Annotated in this window: 18 protein-coding genes; 12 read left to right on the forward strand and 6 right to left on the reverse strand. The window is 59.5% G+C overall.

Going from position 1 to position 16,563, the window contains the following annotated elements:
- Positions 1-101 precede the first annotated feature (101 nt).
- The 4 genes from serS to FNU76_RS17760 all read right to left on the reverse strand — a co-directional run bounded on the left by serS (position 102) and on the right by FNU76_RS17760 (position 4,234).
- The gene (serS, locus tag FNU76_RS17745; RefSeq protein WP_144279424.1) at positions 102-1,382 is read right to left on the reverse strand and encodes a serine--tRNA ligase; all 1,281 of its coding nucleotides are present in this window, start codon (positions 1,380-1,382) and stop codon (positions 102-104) included.
- Positions 1,383-1,480: 98 nt separating this feature from the next.
- Complete coding sequence (locus FNU76_RS17750; protein ID WP_144279425.1) at positions 1,481-2,797, reverse strand: replication-associated recombination protein A; 1,317 nt, start codon at positions 2,795-2,797, stop codon at positions 1,481-1,483.
- Between the two features lie 36 nt (positions 2,798-2,833).
- Entirely contained in the window at positions 2,834-3,433 is a 600-nt protein-coding gene (gene lolA / locus FNU76_RS17755) for an outer membrane lipoprotein periplasmic chaperone LolA (protein WP_144279426.1), read from the reverse strand.
- A gap of 132 nt (positions 3,434-3,565) precedes the next feature.
- Positions 3,566-4,234: an OmpA family protein gene (locus tag FNU76_RS17760; RefSeq protein WP_144279427.1), complete on the reverse strand. Its 669-nt coding sequence runs from the start codon at positions 4,232-4,234 to the stop codon at positions 3,566-3,568.
- A 193-nt stretch (positions 4,235-4,427) separates the two neighbouring features.
- Between FNU76_RS17760 and gyrA the strand changes: the two genes are divergently transcribed.
- The 11 genes from gyrA to FNU76_RS17810 all read left to right on the forward strand — a co-directional run bounded on the left by gyrA (position 4,428) and on the right by FNU76_RS17810 (position 14,775).
- Entirely contained in the window at positions 4,428-7,052 is a 2,625-nt protein-coding gene (gene gyrA, locus FNU76_RS17765; protein ID WP_144279428.1) for a DNA gyrase subunit A, read from the forward strand.
- A gap of 45 nt (positions 7,053-7,097) precedes the next feature.
- A complete protein-coding gene (locus FNU76_RS17770; protein WP_144279429.1) occupies positions 7,098-7,580 on the forward strand; it encodes a PaaI family thioesterase in 483 nt (160 codons plus the stop codon).
- Between the two features lie 2 nt (positions 7,581-7,582).
- Positions 7,583-8,014 carry a PaaI family thioesterase gene (locus FNU76_RS17775; RefSeq protein ID WP_144279430.1) on the forward strand — a complete coding sequence of 144 codons (432 nt, stop codon included), beginning with the start codon at positions 7,583-7,585 and terminating at the stop codon, positions 8,012-8,014.
- Positions 8,015-8,107: 93 nt separating this feature from the next.
- Complete coding sequence (gene serC, locus FNU76_RS17780) at positions 8,108-9,196, forward strand: 3-phosphoserine/phosphohydroxythreonine transaminase (protein ID WP_144279431.1); 1,089 nt, start codon at positions 8,108-8,110, stop codon at positions 9,194-9,196.
- Positions 9,197-9,286: 90 nt separating this feature from the next.
- Positions 9,287-9,487, forward strand: a complete 201-nt coding sequence (locus tag FNU76_RS17785; protein WP_223879078.1) for a hypothetical protein — start codon at positions 9,287-9,289, stop codon at positions 9,485-9,487.
- Between the two features lie 230 nt (positions 9,488-9,717).
- Entirely contained in the window at positions 9,718-10,365 is a 648-nt protein-coding gene (locus tag FNU76_RS17790; RefSeq protein ID WP_144279433.1) for a DUF4166 domain-containing protein, read from the forward strand.
- Positions 10,366-10,701: 336 nt separating this feature from the next.
- Positions 10,702-11,490 (forward strand): hypothetical protein, encoded by a 789-nt coding sequence (locus FNU76_RS17795; protein WP_144279434.1) that lies wholly within the window; start codon positions 10,702-10,704, stop codon positions 11,488-11,490.
- A 184-nt stretch (positions 11,491-11,674) separates the two neighbouring features.
- On the forward strand, positions 11,675-12,877 hold the full coding sequence (locus tag FNU76_RS17800; protein ID WP_144279435.1) for an MFS transporter: 1,203 nt from the start codon (positions 11,675-11,677) through the stop codon (positions 12,875-12,877).
- Entirely contained in the window at positions 12,874-12,996 is a 123-nt protein-coding gene (locus tag FNU76_RS24935) for a hypothetical protein (RefSeq protein ID WP_263405628.1), read from the forward strand. The genes FNU76_RS17800 and FNU76_RS24935 overlap by 4 nt, the downstream gene beginning before the upstream one ends.
- A 61-nt stretch (positions 12,997-13,057) precedes the next feature.
- Positions 13,058-14,131 carry a prephenate dehydratase gene (pheA, locus tag FNU76_RS17805; RefSeq protein WP_144279436.1) on the forward strand — a complete coding sequence of 358 codons (1,074 nt, stop codon included), beginning with the start codon at positions 13,058-13,060 and terminating at the stop codon, positions 14,129-14,131.
- Positions 14,132-14,181: 50 nt separating this feature from the next.
- Complete coding sequence (locus FNU76_RS17810) at positions 14,182-14,775, forward strand: LOG family protein (protein WP_144279437.1); 594 nt, start codon at positions 14,182-14,184, stop codon at positions 14,773-14,775.
- A 52-nt stretch (positions 14,776-14,827) separates the two neighbouring features.
- Here the strand turns inward: FNU76_RS17810 and FNU76_RS17815 are convergent, their stop codons facing one another.
- Complete coding sequence (locus tag FNU76_RS17815) at positions 14,828-15,649, reverse strand: uracil-DNA glycosylase (RefSeq protein ID WP_144279438.1); 822 nt, start codon at positions 15,647-15,649, stop codon at positions 14,828-14,830.
- Positions 15,646-16,116, reverse strand: a complete 471-nt coding sequence (rimI, locus tag FNU76_RS17820; protein WP_144279439.1) for a ribosomal protein S18-alanine N-acetyltransferase — start codon at positions 16,114-16,116, stop codon at positions 15,646-15,648. The genes FNU76_RS17815 and rimI overlap by 4 nt, the downstream gene beginning before the upstream one ends.
- 110 nt (positions 16,117-16,226) lie before the next feature.
- Here rimI and FNU76_RS17825 point away from each other — a divergent pair, with 110 nt between their 5' ends.
- Positions 16,227-16,562 (forward strand): hypothetical protein, encoded by a 336-nt coding sequence (locus FNU76_RS17825; protein ID WP_144279440.1) that lies wholly within the window; start codon positions 16,227-16,229, stop codon positions 16,560-16,562.
- Position 16,563 lies beyond the last annotated feature (1 nt).

The raw sequence follows: 16,563 nt of genomic DNA on the forward strand, positions 1-16,563 counted from the left end.
GCAAATGGGGCACAGAAAAACACCCCAAAGGTTGGCATTTTTTCCAACTTCTGGGGTGCAGTTCATTTAGGACGCTCTTTTATGGCCTACCGCAGACCGCTTCAACCCAGCTGGGTCAACCCACCCAGATAAGACTGCAAAGCCGCCGGTACCGTCACCGAGCCATCGGCGTTCTGGTAGTTTTCCAGCACGGCCACCAGGGTACGTCCCACCGCCAAGCCCGAACCGTTCAAGGTATGCACCAGTTCGTTCTTGCCGGCGGCATTCTTGACCCGGGTCTGCATGCGGCGCGCCTGGAAGGCTTCGCAATTGGAGACCGAGCTGATCTCGCGGTAGGTGTTCTGCGCAGGCAGCCACACTTCCAGGTCGTAGGTCTTGGCGGCCGAAAAGCCCATATCGCCGGTACATAGCGCCATGACGCGGTAGGGCAGTCCCAGCTTTTGCAGTACGGCTTCGGCATGGCCGGCCATTTCTTCCAGGGCGGCGTAGCTGTTTTCAGCGCTGACGATCTGGACCATTTCCACCTTGTCGAACTGATGCTGGCGGATCAGGCCACGGGTATCGCGGCCGTAGCTGCCTGCTTCCGAGCGGAAGCAGGGGCTGTGGGCGGTCAGCTTGATGGGCAGATCCTCGGCCTTGAGGAGCTGTTCACGGACGGTATTGGTCAGCGAGATCTCCGAGGTGGAGATCAGGTATTGGGTGTGGCCATCTTCGCCGCCACGTTCGACCCGGAACATATCTTCGGCGAACTTCGGCAATTGACCGGTACCGTGCAGGACTTCCGGGTTGACGATATAGGGCGTGTAGCATTCCTCATAGCCGTGCTCGCCGGTCTGCACGTCCAGCATGAACTGGGCGAGGGCACGGTGCAGTTTGGCGATATGGCCGCGCAGCAGGGTGAAACGGGCGCCCGACAGCTTGGCGCCGGTTTCGAAATCCAGCCCCAGCGGACCACCGACATCGACGTGGTCGCGCACGTCGAAGTCGAAGCTGCGTGGCGTGCCCCAGCGGCGTACTTCCACATTGCCGGTTTCGTCGGCGCCCTGCGGCACGCTCTCGTGCGGCAGATTGGGGATGACGCTCAGCATGCCTTCCATTTTTTCCTGCAGGACGGCCAGGCTTTGTTCGGCTGCCTTCAGCTCGTCGCCGAGGGTGGCGACATCGGCCATGATGGGGCCGACATCCTCGCCGCGTGCCTTGGCCTGGCCGATCAGCTTGGAGCTGGCATTGCGGCGGGCTTGCAGTTCCTGCGTGCTGGTCTGCAGCGACTTACGTTCGTGTTCGAGCGCGGCGATGGCGGCGGTGTCGAGGGTATAGCCGCGCGCGGCGAGGCGGGCGGCCACCCCTTCGAGGTCATTACGGAGTAGTTGGATATCGATCATGACAAAACCTGTTTTTATCTAGCGAATTCGGGAGATCAATCGGGCCGATTCTAACCGGCCAAGGCGGTGGGCGGACAGCGTGGCATGCGACGGCGTCGCTAAACGCTGTCCTTGCTAGATCGTGCCGCTTGGTCGAGCTGGCGCAAATGCGCCATTTTCTCGGCAATCTTGCTTTCCAGGCCGCGCGCCACCGGCTGGTACCAGCCCGGCTCGTCCATGCCGTCGGGCAGGTAGCGCTCGCCCGCCGCGTAGCCTTCGTCTTCATTGTGGGCATAGCGGTATTCGGCGCCGAAGCCCAATTGCTTCATCAGCTTGGTGGGGGCATTGCGCAGATGCTCGGGCACCGCTTGCGACTTGTCCTTGGCGACAAAGGCGCGGGCGGCCTTGTAAGCCGTATAGCCGGCATTGCTCTTGGCCGCCACGGCCAGGTAGATCACCGCCTGCGCCAGGGCCAGTTCGCCTTCCGGCGAGCCTAGCCGTTCGTAGGTGTCGGCCGCCTGCAAGGTGATTTGCGCCGCGCGTGGGTCGGCCAGGCCGATATCCTCCCAGGCCATGCGCACAATGCGGCGGGCCAGGTAGCGCGGATCGGCACCGCCATCCAGCATGCGGCAGAACCAGTACAGCGCGCCATCCGGATTGGAGCCGCGCACCGATTTATGCAGCGCCGAGATCTGGTCGTAAAAGGCATCGCCGCCCTTATCGAAGCGGCGGGCGTTCAGGCTCAGGGCATTTTGCAGAAACTCGCCGTCCAGATGCTGCACGCCGGCCGAACCGGCGGCGGTGTCCGCTTGTTCCAGCAGGTTAAGCAGGCGACGCGCATCGCCATCGGCATAGCCGACCAGGGTGGCCACGGCCGCTTCGTCGAAGGACAGGTGCGGCAGCGATTGCTCGCGGGCGCGGTGCAGCAGGCTGCGCAGTTCCTCCTCGCTGAGGGCTGTGAGCACATGGACCTGGGCGCGCGACAGCAACGCCGAATTGACCTCGAAGGAAGGATTCTCGGTGGTGGCGCCGATAAAGGTGATCAGGCCGGATTCGACAAAGGGCAGGAAGGCATCCTGCTGGCTCTTGTTGAAGCGGTGGACCTCATCGACGAACAGGATGGTGGGACGGCCGCGCTGCAGATAGCGTTCCGCCTCGTCCATGGCGGCACGGATATCCTTTACCCCGGAAAACACCGCCGACAAGGGGATGAACTCGGTATCGAAACCCTTGGCCATCAGGCGCGCCAGGGTGGTCTTGCCGACCCCGGGCGGCCCCCACAGTATCATCGAGTGCGGCTTGCCGGCATCGAAGGCCAACCGCAGCGGTTTGCCCGGGCCGAGCAGGTGCGTCTGGCCGATGACCTCGGCCAGTGAGGCGGGCCGCAGTGCTTCGGCCAGCGGTGGGCGCGGTGCTTGGGTAAATAGATCGGGCATGGGCGCGAGTCAGGGTGGAAAGAGTGGCGTGCCGGGCTAGTCGGCCGAGACGACGTCGGCTCCCTTGGGCGGCACGAACTGGAACTGGCCGGCGCTCAACTTGGGATTGCGGGTGACGCCGCTGAAGCGGATCGAGGTGGTCTGGCCGAAGCTGTCGGCCAATTCCATCGCCATCGGCTGGGCGTCCTTGAAGCCGATGCGTACTTTTTCGAAGCCGCTGTCGCGGTTGAGCGGCGTCGCTTCTATCCATTCGAGATCGTCGCGCTTGCCGAGTTCGCCCAGCCGGTAGGATTTTTCCAGATCGTTGCTACCGGCCAGCAGGGCGGCCGGGCTATCGCCCAGGGCGCGGTCCAGCTGCTTGCGGGTGACCTGGTTGAGATCGGGATCGTAGATCCACAATTGCTTGCCGTCGCCCACCACCCTTTGTTCGTAGGGTTTGACGTAGCGCCAGTCGAACTTGCCGGGGCGCTGGATGGCCACCGTGCCGCCGGCGTGCTGCTGTTTGCCGCCCTTTTGCGTGACGGTCTGCTGGAAACTGGCGGTAAACGCCTGGGTCTGCGCGAGGAAACCCTTCAGTTGTTCGAGTCCGCCGGCAAAGCTCGGCAGCGACAAGAGGATAAACAAGAGACGGCGCATGGCAGGAACCGGTTGGTTAAGCTGGGACCGATGAGTCTAGCACGAGGGCCGCCGTGGCCCGTCACCTCGCCGGTTCGGCCGGGAATGACAAAGCCCCGCGCGGGGCGGGGCTTTGTCTGGGGTCGAGACGGCTTACTTCTCGACAGTTGCGTAGATTTCAACTTCCACGCGACGATCCGGTGCGTAGCAAGCAACCAGCTTCTTGCGGTTCTTCAGCACCTTCTTGCAATCTTCAGGCTTGGTGATGGGTTCGGAGAAACCCTTGCCGGCCGAAGTGATCATGCCTTCCGGTACGCCCTTGGTCACCAGTTGGGCGCGTGCGGCAGCAGCGCGCTCTTCCGACAGCTTCAGGTTGTACGACTCCTTGCCGATGCGGTCGGTGTGGCCAACCACGGCGATCTTGGTCTTGGCTGGATCGTACTTGCGTTCCAGCAGGACGCTGGCAACCGAATCCAGGGCTTGCTTGCCTTCTTCCTTCAGCACGGCCTTGTTGAATTCGAACAGGGCAGCGGCGTTCAGGGTCAGGGTTTCCATCTTCACCTGGACAGGAACCGGAGTGGGCTTAGGCGCTTCGACGACGCGAGGTGCTTCCACCGGGGCGGCGACTTCCTTCTTTGCCACGGCATCGCACTCTTCGATGGCCTTGTCCTTGCTCCACGAGTTGGTGCGCCAGCATTCGCCGTAGTTGTTGCGGACAACGGCTTCGCGGCCGTCAATGGCGTAACCATCCTTGGCGGCGAAGGCGGACATGGCCACCGTGCCCAGTGCGAGAGCGACGAGAGTGCGCTTCATTTTCTGCATAGAGAGTTCTCCTTGATGATTCGAGTTGGAATTTAGCAACGGTATGGTTTGCCGAGCCTACGTCGGGGCTGAGTTTACTTGACGCGCGGAGCGCGCCGCAATTAAGAGAATATGACAATTGACGGCAAATTGGAGGGTGGTAGCTGCGCGTGGTAAAATTTTTACTTATTTCGCCCGCCCAGACGCCAAAAAAATGACCGATTTGCAACAATTTGCCAAAGAAACCATCCCGGTAAGCCTTGAAGAGGAAATGCGTCGTTCTTATCTCGACTACGCGATGAGCGTGATCGTCGGGCGGGCGCTCCCTGATGTGCGTGACGGACTGAAGCCTGTGCACCGTCGCGTGCTCTACGCCATGCAGGAATCCAGTAACTTCTGGAATCGGCCGTATGTCAAGTGCGCCCGTATCGTCGGTGAGGTGATGGGTAAATTCCACCCCCACGGCGATGCCTCGATCTACGACACCCTGGTCCGCATGGCGCAGGATTTCTCCATGCGCTACACCCTGGTAGACGGCCAGGGCAATTTTGGTTCCATCGACGGCGATAGCGCCGCCGCCATGCGTTACACCGAGTGCCGGCTCGAAAAAATCTCCGTTGAATTGATGGCGGATATCGACAAGGAAACCGTCGATTTTGTTCCTAACTATGATGGAAAGGAACTGGAACCCTCCGTTTTGCCCACTCGTCTGCCCAATCTGCTGGTCAATGGATCGACCGGTATCGCCGTGGGCATGGCCACCAATATTCCGCCGCACAACCTGGGCGAGGTCATCAACGCCGCCCTGGCCCTGTTGGCCAACGGTGAGATGAGCATAGACGAACTTATCGAGCATATCCCGGCGCCGGACTTCCCCACCGCCGGCATCATCTACGGCATCGCCGGCGTGCGCGAAGGCTATCGCACCGGACGTGGCCGGGTGGTCATGCGCGCCCGCACCCATATCGAGGAAGTGAGCCGCGACAAGCAGGCCATCATCGTCGACGAACTGCCCTACCAGGTGAACAAGAAGACCTTGATCGAAAAGATCGCCGACCTGGTGCGCAACAAGCAGATCGACGGGATTTCCGACCTGCGCGACGAGTCCGACAAGTCGGGCATGCGTATATATATAGAGTTGAAGCGGGGCGAAATGCCCGAGGTGGTGCTCAACCACCTGTACAAGCAGACCGAGCTGCAATCCAGCTTCGGTATGAATATGGTGGCCCTGGTCGATGGCCAGCCGCGGCTGCTGAACCTCAAGCAGATCCTGGAAGCCTTCCTGCGCCATCGCCGCGAAGTGGTGACCCGCCGTACCGTATTCGAATTGAAGAAGGCGCGCGAACGGGCCCATACCTTGGAAGGCCTGGCGGTGGCGCTCTCCAATGTGGACGAGGTCATTGCCCTGATCAAGTCGGCCGCCACGCCGCCCGAAGCCAAGCTGGCGCTGATGTCGCGCGAATGGCGTTCACAGCTGGTGGAAGAATTGCTGACCCGGGTGGCAAGCGACCAGGCCAGGCCCGAGTGGCTGTCGGCCGAATTCGGCCTGAAGGCCAATGGCTACCGCCTGTCCGAAGCACAGGCGCAAGCCATCCTGGATATGCGCCTGCAACGCCTGACCGGCCTGGAGCAGGACAAGCTGGAAGCGGAATACCGCGAAGTCATGGAAAAGATCGTCGATCTGCTCGACATCCTGGCCAAGCCCGTCCGTATCACCGAAATCATCGCCACCGAGCTGGCCGAGATCAAGGCCCAGTTCGGCGATGGCCGCAAGTCGGAGATCGTGCCGTTCGGTGAAGACATCAGCCTGGAAGACCTGATCACCCCGCAGGAAATGGTGGTGACCCTATCGCATACCGGCTATATGAAAGCCCAGCCGCTGGACGAATACCGCGCCCAGAAGCGGGGCGGTCGTGGCAAGCAGGCGACCGCGACCAAGGAAGACGACTTCATCGACAATCTGTTCGTGGCCAATACCCACGACTACGTGCTGTGCTTCTCCTCGCTGGGCCGCGTCTATTGGCTCAAGGTCTATGAAGTGCCGCAGGGCGGCCGTGCCTCGCGTGGCCGTCCCATCGTCAACCTGCTGCCGCTGCAGGAAGGCGAAAAGATCAACGCCATCCTGCCGGTCAAGGCCTTTACCGACGATCACTTCGTCTTTATGGCGACCCAGCGCGGTACGGTGAAGAAGACGCCGCTGTCGGCCTTCTCCAATCCGCGCAAGCTGGGCATCATCGCGGTCGCGCTGGATGAGGGCGACCAGTTGGTCGGCGTGGCCATCACCTCCGGCAGCCATCAGATCATGCTGTTCTCGTCCGGCGGCAAGGCCGTCCGCTTCGATGAAGACGATGTGCGCGCCATGGGCCGCGATACGCGGGGTGTCCGTGGCATGTCGCTGGCCGAGGGCCAGGACGTGATCTCGCTGCTGGTGGCCGATTCGGAAGACTGGCAGGTCCTGACCGCCAGCGACGGCGGTTACGGCAAGCGAACCCAGATCGGCGAATTCCGCCATACCAGCCGTGGTACTCAGGGCGTGATCGCCATGGATCTGACCGAGAAGACCGGCTTCCGCCTGGTCGCCGCCAGCCTGGTGACGGGCAGCGACGGGCTGATGTTGATCACCACGGGCGGCGTGCTGATCCGCACCTCCGTGGCGGAAGTGCGCGAAACCGGTCGTAGCGCACAAGGCGTGCGGCTGATCAACCTGGATGCAGGCGAGAAGTTGTCCGGTATCCAGAAGGTCGCGGACGCTGAAGAAGAAGGCAGTGAAGAGATTGAAAGTGGCGAAGGCATCGATGATGCCGTTGCCGACAGTGCGGGCGACGACGTTCAAGCCTAAGCTGAATACCGGGGCGCGTACCGCGCCCCGGGGAGAGATGGTCTGATGCAAAACCTACCCTTGCCGGTAATCAATCCGGCTTTGTTCGAGGAAGTGGCAGAGTGGTTCTGCCAGATTCCTCATTCGGCCACCATTGGCCTCGAGTTCGTCAATGGCGAACGCGGCCGTGCCATTTTGCGGCTGCCTTACAATACCGCGCTGGTCGGCAATCCCCGCACCGGGGTGCTGCACGGCGGCGTGATGACGTCCCTGATCGATACCACCAGCGCGCTGGCGGTGTTCTCGCTGCTGGAAGAAAGGGAAGCCATCGCTACCCTGGATTTGCGCATCGACTACGTGCGCGGCGCTACGCCGGGTCAGCCGGTGTATTGCACGGCCGAATGCTATCGGCTGGGGCGGCAGATCGGATTTACCCGCGCCACCGCTTATCAGGAAGGCAACGATCAGCCTATCGCCCATGGGGTAGCGACCTTTATGCGCGAATCCAGCCAGGCGCAGCTGGGACCCAAGCATGAGCAGGGAGCTTGACCATGGTGCAACTTGAGTTTCTGCAGGCCGCCAAGGAAAGCGGTAATTACGATCACATCATCGAACAGATCCCCTACGCGCAGCTGCTGGGGGTGGTGATGCGCGAAGATCGTGGCCAGCCCTTGTTCGAATTGCCGTTCCACGACCGCAATATCGGCAATGTGCATCTGCCCGCCCTGCATGGCGGCGCCATCGGCGGCTTCCTGGAAAACGCCGCGCTGCTGCACCTGGTATGGGCGCGCGAATCCGCCGAAGTCCCTCGCACCATCGATTTCGCGCTGGATTTCCTGCGCTCCGGCAGGGCGCAATCCCTTTTTGCCCGCTGCGATATCACCAAGCAGGGCAAGCGGGTAGCCAATGTACGCATGACCGCCTGGCAGGAAGACGAAAACAAGCCGGTGGCGGTGGCACGGGCACATTTTCTGCTGTCATAGTAGATACGAGCGCGTGTCCAACGGCTGAAACCAGCTTTGAAATTGCCGGCTGACCCCTGGTCAGCATCTCGTCCATCACACTCTGGAGCCTCCATGAGCCCCGTTTTCAATTTCAGCGCCGGCCCGGCCGTCCTGCCCCGCGAAGTTCTGCTCGAAGTGCAGAAGGAAATGCTCGACTGGCATGGCAGCGGTATGTCGGTGATGGAAATGAGCCACCGCGGCCGCGAATTCATGCATATCGCCGCCGAAGCCGAAGAAGACCTGCGCGCCATCATGGGGATTCCGAAGAACTATAAGGTGTTGTTCCTGCAGGGCGGCGCCACCACCCAGTTCGCCATGGTGCCGATGAACCTGCTGCGTGGCCGTGGCGGCATCGATTTTGTCGATACCGGCCATTGGTCCAAGCTGGCCATGAAGGAAGCCCGCAAGTTCGCCGACACGGTCAGGGTGGCCGCCAGCAGCGAAGATCGCGGCTATACCTATGTCCCGGCCGAAGCGAACTGGCAGATCGACCCGAAAGCGGCCTATCTGCACTACACCTCGAACGAAACGCTGGGCGGGGTCGAGTTTCCCTTTGTCCCCAATACCGGTGAGGTACCGCTGGTCTGCGATATGTCGTCCAACTTCCTGTCGCGCCCTGTCGATGTCAGCCGTTTCGGTTTGATCTACGGCGGCGCCCAGAAGAATATCGGCCCCGCCGGCCTGACCATCGTCATCGTGCGCGAGGACTTGCTGGGCCAGGTCGCACCGGGCACCCCCACCATGTTCGACTACAAGATCCAGGCCGAGGGCGATTCGATGTACAACACGCCGCCCACGTTCGCCATCTATGTCGCCGGCCTGGTTTTCAAATGGGTACAGCGCCAGGGCGGCTTGAAGGCCATCGAGCAGCGCAACATCGAAAAAGCCGCCATGCTGTACGAGTCGGTCGATACTTCCAATGGCTTCTACACCTGCCCGGTGGAAAAGCCCTTCCGCTCACGCATGAACGTACCGTTCAAGCTGGCCGACGAAAACCTCGATGAATCCTTTATCAAGGAAGCCAGCGCGCGCAACCTGCTGCAGATCAAGGGTCATCGCGTCACCGGCGGCATGCGGGCCAGCATCTACAACGCCATGCCTTTGGAAGGGGTAAAGGCTTTGACAGGGTTTATGCAGGATTTTGCCAAGCATCACGGGTAGTTTGGGTGGCGGGGCGAAATCCAGCAGTTCACATCTTTTTACCAAAGCCACTGAGAACGGTGTTCCTTTGGAGTGGGTATAATGAACCATATGCCCACCCTAAATCTCAAGGCCCTTGATCCGGCTGAACTGATGCCGCTCCCCGAAGTCCCTGAAAGCTACGGCCCACGGGACGAGGAAGAGCAGCGCATCCATGAGCTGGTGATGGAAGGCATCCATAGCGGTCCCGGTGTTGTCTACGACACCGTGGACGACTTCATGCTTGCACTTGAAGCTCGCGTCTTGCGCTAACTTTCGCATGCTCAAGCTTCTCGCCTCGCCGCAGGCTTGCGGACACCGAATACTGGCCAGTTCCGCTGCAGATCAAGGGCCATCGTGTTACCGGCGGCATGCGGGCTCTCCGCACCCGACAACGCCTTGGGCAATTGGTGGATGAGCTTGTTTGGTCCTGCTGTTCAATCTGCAGGCTTGTTAAAGGGGTATTATAGAGAAATGGATACGAATAATACCGAAAGAAAATCATGGTCCGGAGTATCAAACCCATCGCATCCGAAGGTGAATTATTCAGAAAAATCCTGGGCAAGGAATGGCTGAAGCTTCACCCGGATATCCAGGCCAGGTTTGCCAAGAATCCTGAGCCTGACAAACCATTGCATTACACCGGTGTGCTCAGTGAATTAAGCTGTTCAAGGATAGGGAAACTGCTGGGTCATCTGACCAAACCCATGATAGCCGGGGCCTTGATTCCCTACACCGACCATGACTTCCCTGTCGATATCATGGTGTATTCCAAGCCGGATTGTCCTGCGATTTTCAAGCAGAGGATATACCGACTGCATGGCAGGCCGCCCATACAATTCACGTCCTATATGCAAGAGAGTGAAAAAGGCGAAGTGCTGGAATATGTGGGCATGGGTCTGGGCATGAAATTATGCCTGCATGTGCATGAGGGCGATCTTTATTTCACTAGTGATGGCTATTTCTGGGAAGTACTGGGCTGCCGTATTCCCATACCCGGCATTTTCACGCCGGGCAAGACCTATCTTTGCCATCGCAATGACAATCCTGAGCAATTCAATATCCGCATAGAAATCAAACACGCCTTGTTTGGCCGTACCTTCACCCAGATCGGCGTTTTCAAGGAAATTCATCCAGAGGCTGCATCTTGAAATGGCCGCTTGGCAGGTTTGTAAGAAACGCTTGGCGCCGCTTGAGTTGCGGGGAAATCTGACTGAATTGGAGGGTATTGCTCAAGAGTTAGGCAATTTACGCCTATTTTTTTAGGGCTCCCGTATCACTTCTGCTGATTGATGGGGGCTCGTTCGCCTGCTAAAGACAAAAAAATGAAGCCGTATTGATTTTACAAAAGCCAATGATCTCGTAATTTTGGAAAATTCAGATTGGAAGGTTTTACGGTGTACGGGCATGAGTAGGGATGACATGTCGCGACCGAGCGCAAAGGCTCAAGTGTGTCAACTCAATAATATTAAGAAGGGAGTTGTGTTGTGAATTGTTTTAGATATATTTTCTCATGTTTTTCATCCGGAAGTGCATCATCGCCAACTTCAGAAAAGCAGTCGGCCAGTAATTTTCCACATTCCGTCAGTAAGGGAGATGCCAAAAATAATTCGAAAGAGCTCGATAACGATCGCACCTCCGCTAGTAGTAGATGGAGATCGTTTATTCAGAAACTTACATGTTCTGGCCCAAGAAATTCAACTCCTACTGACGGGGCATGTAAAGATAAATTAAAATTTAACATCGAGTCCGATCAAGACCCGAAGGGCAGAGTACCTGTCCGGTCGGAGGTTAAAAATAAAGCACCTACACTAAATCCTGCTACCGCGGCGGGGGAGAAAAATAAACCAGTTCCAAGGCGTAATGTTTCTGAAACCACGGCAGTTCCGCAAAATGGAGGCGATGGGATTGTTCATTCCGTTCCGAAAGATGTGGCTGACATTTCGTTAGAAATATTGCAGCAGTGTAAGGTGTGGAGTACGCACAATTTTCTTCCCAAGAGGGAGGTGGAGTTCTATGGCGTCAAATTTATGCGGCTTGTTGACACATTTGTAAATTCCGGCCTTGTTCATGCCTTTGGGATTCCGGAGGGGCAGAGAAATAACTATGGTCATCTTGTTTTTCATACAATTCGATTTATCCCAGGCGGTAGTCCGGAATTTTCTATGACGGTAGCTTATGGAACTAATACGAAGCCCGTGCAATTTGAGTTGGACGGTAATGGCAAGCTGGCCATTTCATCTGATCATGCGCCAGCGCTGCCGCTCCCTGGCTAGGGTGGCAGCGGGGTAATTCAGTTGAGACGCTGTTTCCGCAGGGCAGCGCCACATCCCAAGCTCGCCATGGTGCTTTACTCACGACGCTGTTGGCTGCAGCCAGTTCCCCAACTTTCAACCCGACTGTCTCTTGGCTCCCCTCCGCAAACCATGCACATTGCATGCAGATCACCAGGAGCCAGCCATGAACACCCCCGCCAGCCGCCGTATCCTGCTCTGCGCCGGCTTGATCGTTTCGATATCCATGGGTATCCGGCATGGTTTCGGCTTTTTCCTGCCGCCGATGACCAGCGAATTCGGCTGGACGCGTGAGGTGTTCGCCTTTGCCTTGGGCATACAGAACCTGATGTGGGGATTGGCCCAGCCCTTTACCGGCGCACTGGCCGATCGCTATGGCGCGGTAAAGGTACTGGTGGCCGGCGCGGTGTGTTACGCCCTCGGCTTGGTGCTGATGACGGTATCCAGCAGCGGGGCGCTATTTACCGGCTCGGCTGGGCTGTTGCTGGGGCTGGCATTGTCCGGGTGTACCTATAGCGTGGTGTTTGGGGTGATCGGGCGCAATGTGCCGGAGGACAAGCGCTCGCAGGCAATGGGGCTGGCGTCCGCCGCCGGCAGCTTTGGCCAGTTTCTGATGGTGCCGGTGGAGCAGCACCTGATTGCTTCGATGGGCTGGGTCAATGCCTTGCTGATTCTCGGCGCCATGTCGCTATTGATCATCCCGGCGGCGCAGGGTCTGCGCGAACCGGCCCGTGCGGTCGGGCAGGCCGGGCAGAATGTGTTGGCGGCGGCGCGCGAGGCGTTCTCCTATCCCAGCTTCCAGATGCTGATGGCCGGTTACTTCGTTTGCGGCTTCCAATTGGTCTTTATCGGTGTGCACCTGCCTTCCTACCTCAAGGATCACGGCTTGCCGGGCGATACCGCAGCCTGGGCACTGGCATTGATCGGCTTGTTCAACGTGTTTGGCACCTTTACCGCCGGGCAATTGGGTGCCCGCTGGCGCAAGACCTATTTGCTGTCGTTTATTTATCTGGCGCGTGCGGTCGCCATTGCGCTGTTTATCTATCTGCCGCTGACACAGCTCAGCGTCTGCCTGTTCGCCGCCGTGATGGGATTTTTGTGGTTGTCCACCGTGCCGCTGACCAATGGGGTCATTGCCACCATTTTCGGCGTGCGCCATCTGGGCATGCTGTCCGGCTTCGTTTTCTTCTCGCATCAGGTGGGGAGTTTCCTGGGCGTGTGGTTGGGCGGCTGGCTGTATGACCACACCGGTTCATACGATGTCGTCTGGTACATCTCCATCGCTTTCGGTATCGCCGCTGCCCTGGTTAGCTGGCCCATACGCGAGCGCGCCATCGTACGGTCCGAGCCGCTGGGGCAGCCTGCATGAAATCGCGCTGGCTCAGGTGGCTGCTGATTGGCCTGGCGCTGGCCTCGGTCTTCGCTGCTTACTTCACACCCATGTCCAAGGTGGTGCTAGCCAATTTCTGGGCGATGTGCGGCTTCTAGGGCAAGGCTGAACAAGCGGCGAATAAGCCATGCTATGCTCGTCGATCACCGCGAGGCCCTTATGTCAGACGAACAACTCAAATCCCACCGCGACGCTATCGATGCACTCGATGTCGAGATTCTGCAACTGCTGAACAAGCGTGCCGGCCACGCCCGTTCGATCGGCGAGCTGAAGGGGGGAGGGCTGGTCTATCGACCGGAGCGCGAAGCCCAGGTGCTGGCCAGGGTCAAGCAGCTCAATAACGGGCCGCTGACCGACGAGTCGATCGCCAAGCTGTTTCGCGAAATCATGTCGGCCTGCCTGAGCATCGAGCGGCCATTGACCATCGCCTACCTGGGACCGGAAGGCACTTTCAGCCAGTCGGCCGCCATCAAGCATTTCGGCCATGCGGCCGTCACCCTGGCTTGTGCCAGCATCGACGAGGCATTCCGCGTGGTCGAAGCGCGCAGCGCGGATTATGTGGTGGCGCCGGTGGAGAACTCCACCGAGGGTGCGGTGGGCCGTACCCTGGATCTGATGGTCTCCACCCCGCTCAAGGTTTGCGGTGAGGTAGTACTGCGCATCCATCATCATCTGCTGCGACGGGAAGCGAATTTCGAGGGCATTCGCCGCGTTTATTCGCACGCGCAGTCGCTGTCGCAATGCCATGAGTGGCTGAACAAGAATCTGCCGGTGGAAGTCGAGCGGATATCGGTTTCCAGCAATGCGGAAGCTGCCCGGCTTGCCAGCCTGGATACCAGCTGCGCGGCAATTGCCGGCGATGCCGCGGCCGAGCGCTTCGGCATGCTCAAGCTGGCCGAGAATATCGAAGACGAGCCGAATAACACGACCCGTTTCCTGGCGCTCGGATATCACGAAACGACGGCCAGCGGGCGCGACAAGACCAGCCTGGTCATGTCGGCCCAGAACAAGCCGGGCGCGGTGCATCAGCTGCTGTCGCCCTTGGCCGAGCACGGCGTATCCATGACCAAGTTCGAGTCGCGTCCCTCCCGCACCGGCTTGTGGGAGTACGTGTTCTTTGTCGATATCGAGGGCCATGCCGCCGAGCTACCCGTGCTGAAGACCCTGGAAGCCTTGCGCGAGCGGGCGGCCTTCGTCAAAGTATTGGGCGCCTATCCAGTGGCGGTCATCTAGCGCGGCGCCATCCGCCGTTGCGATCCATCCAAGAAAAAGAAATTTAAGCTATGCAACTGAAAAATATTTGTGTGTTCTGTGGTTCCGCCTTCGGCAACCGGCCCCTGTACCGCGATATCGCGATCGAATTGGGCCGCACCCTGGTCGAGCAGGATCTGGGCTTGGTATGGGGAGGCGGCAAGGTCGGCCTGATGGGTACCGTGGCCGATACGGTGCTGGCGGGCGGTGGCCATACCGTGGGGGTGATCCCCGGCTTCATGGTGGAAAAGGAACTGGCGCATACCGGTTCGTCCGAGCTGATCGAAGTCGATAGCATGCATACCCGCAAGGCCGTGATGGCGGAGCGTGCCGACGGCTTTATCGCCTTGCCTGGCGGTTTCGGTACGCTGGACGAGTTGTTCGAGATCCTGACCTGGGGGCAATTGCATATCCACGGCAAGCCGGTGGGGCTATTGAATGTGGATGGGTATTTCGATTCCCTGCTTTCCTGGATCGATCATGCGGCCAAGGAAGGTTTCGTTCGGCCTAGCAATATGAATCTGTTCAAGGTTGCCGATACGCCTGCCGCGCTATTGGACGCCATGCGCGAGCACCGCGCACCGCAAGGTGACTGGACCACCAAGGTTACGATGGCCCAGAGCTGATCGCCGGGAGTCGCTGCCAAGGCCCTTGGCAGCGGGTTCTTGCAGTGTTTCCCTAAACGGCAGCCGCCAGCGTCTTTTTAGCCAACACCAAGTCCTGCCAGGCCTTGGACTTGTCCGGCATATTGCGTAACAGATACGCAGGGTGGTAGCTCACGATGACCGGTATGCCCCGGTAGTCGTGGGTCTTGCCGCGCAGGCTGGCGATGGTGGCTTCTCGGTTCAATAGCGATTGCACGGCGAAGCGGCCAACCGCGAAAATCACCTTGGGTTTGATCAATTCCACCTGCCGGTGCAGGAAGGGCGCACAAAGCGCGATTTCTTCCGGGGTGGGATTGCGGTTCTGTGGTGGGCGGCATTTCAGCGTATTGAGGATAAATACATTTTCTTTGCGATTGCGATCCACCGCCTCCAGCATGCTATCGAGCAGTCGGCCGGCCTGGCCGACGAAGGGCTCGCCCTGTCTATCCTCTTCGGCACCCGGCGCTTCGCCTACGACCAGCCAGTCGGCGCCGGGATTACCCACGCCAAACACGGTGCGGTTGCGGCTTTGACATAGGCCACAGGCGGTGCAGCTGGCGACGCCAGCTTGCAGCGCCTGCCAGTCCATCGCCGCAATGGCAGCGGCACGGGCGTTATTTTCCGGCGCGACCAACGCAGGCTGGACCGGTTCCGCCGCGACAGGGGGGGGGGGCGCCGGATGCGCTTTGACAAGCGGAGCCGGGCGCGCGGCAGGTGTAGGGGCAATCGCCAGGATGGGTTCGGCCAGCGTCTCCGAGGCTGTTTCCGCCTGCCTCTCGGCCAGCAGTTCGCGCCGGGTCCAGAGCGGCAGCAGGCCGAGTTCGTCCAGGATCAGTTCGCGTCGCGCATCGCTCATCGTCCACCCTCATCCAGTATCAAAGCCATCAGCACCGCGTCCTCGCGGCCATCGGCCGCGCGATAGTAACCCTTGCGCAGGCCGTTTTCGATAAAGCCCAGCCGCTTGTATAGCGAGCGGGCGGCCTGATTGCCTTTGCGCACTTCCAATATCATCACTGCCGCGCCTTCTTCGCAGGCTTGTTCCACGATCACGCCCAGCATCAGCCGGGCCAGGCCTCGGCGCTGGTGGTCCGGCCGGACTCCCAGGGTCAGCAAGGAGATCTCGTCCAGCACCTGGCTGGTGACCGCGAAGCCGATCACTTCGCCATCCAGCTCGGCCACCCAGCCACGATGCCCCTCGGCATAGGACTGGATAAATTGCAGCGAGGTCCAGGGAAAGGACTGCAAGGTCGCCTCGATCTGGGCCATGGCGGGCAGATCGGCTTCGCGGACGGGGCGGATTTCGGGCTTGAAAGGGGCGCTCACGGGGTCTTCGTCAAAAATAACAGGGTAGGGGGCAAAAAATAAGCGCTCGGCATATCAGTTGGAACGCATAATCCGGGCAAATTATAATCTTCGCCTTACTTGGTACAGCCATGTTCAATAGTTCGTCGCGCCTTGCCGTGGTCATCAATCTCGATTATCTCAGCCTGCCCTACGATGTTTGCCGCCTGTTGTGGGTGGTGGTGGAAAAAGCCATGGTCGAAGCCGGTTTCGTCCTGGATGGCCGGGTCTTCGTGGCGCATAACGATCCGGCAGCGGCGGAACGTGCCCGCCTCGTCCTGAAAACACTTGAGCCGACCTTCGAATCGCTGGGACTTAGCCAATTCGAAGCGGTGCGCGATTTCTACTGCTTTGATCTGGGCACCCGGGTCGATCTGCATATGCTCGATGCCGCCGAAGTCGTGGAACTGATAGAGATCGCAGCTTAGC

Origin of the sequence: Chitinimonas arctica, from assembly GCF_007431345.1 — a bacterium.
Taxonomy (GTDB): Bacteria; Pseudomonadota; Gammaproteobacteria; order Burkholderiales; family Chitinimonadaceae; genus Chitinimonas; species Chitinimonas arctica.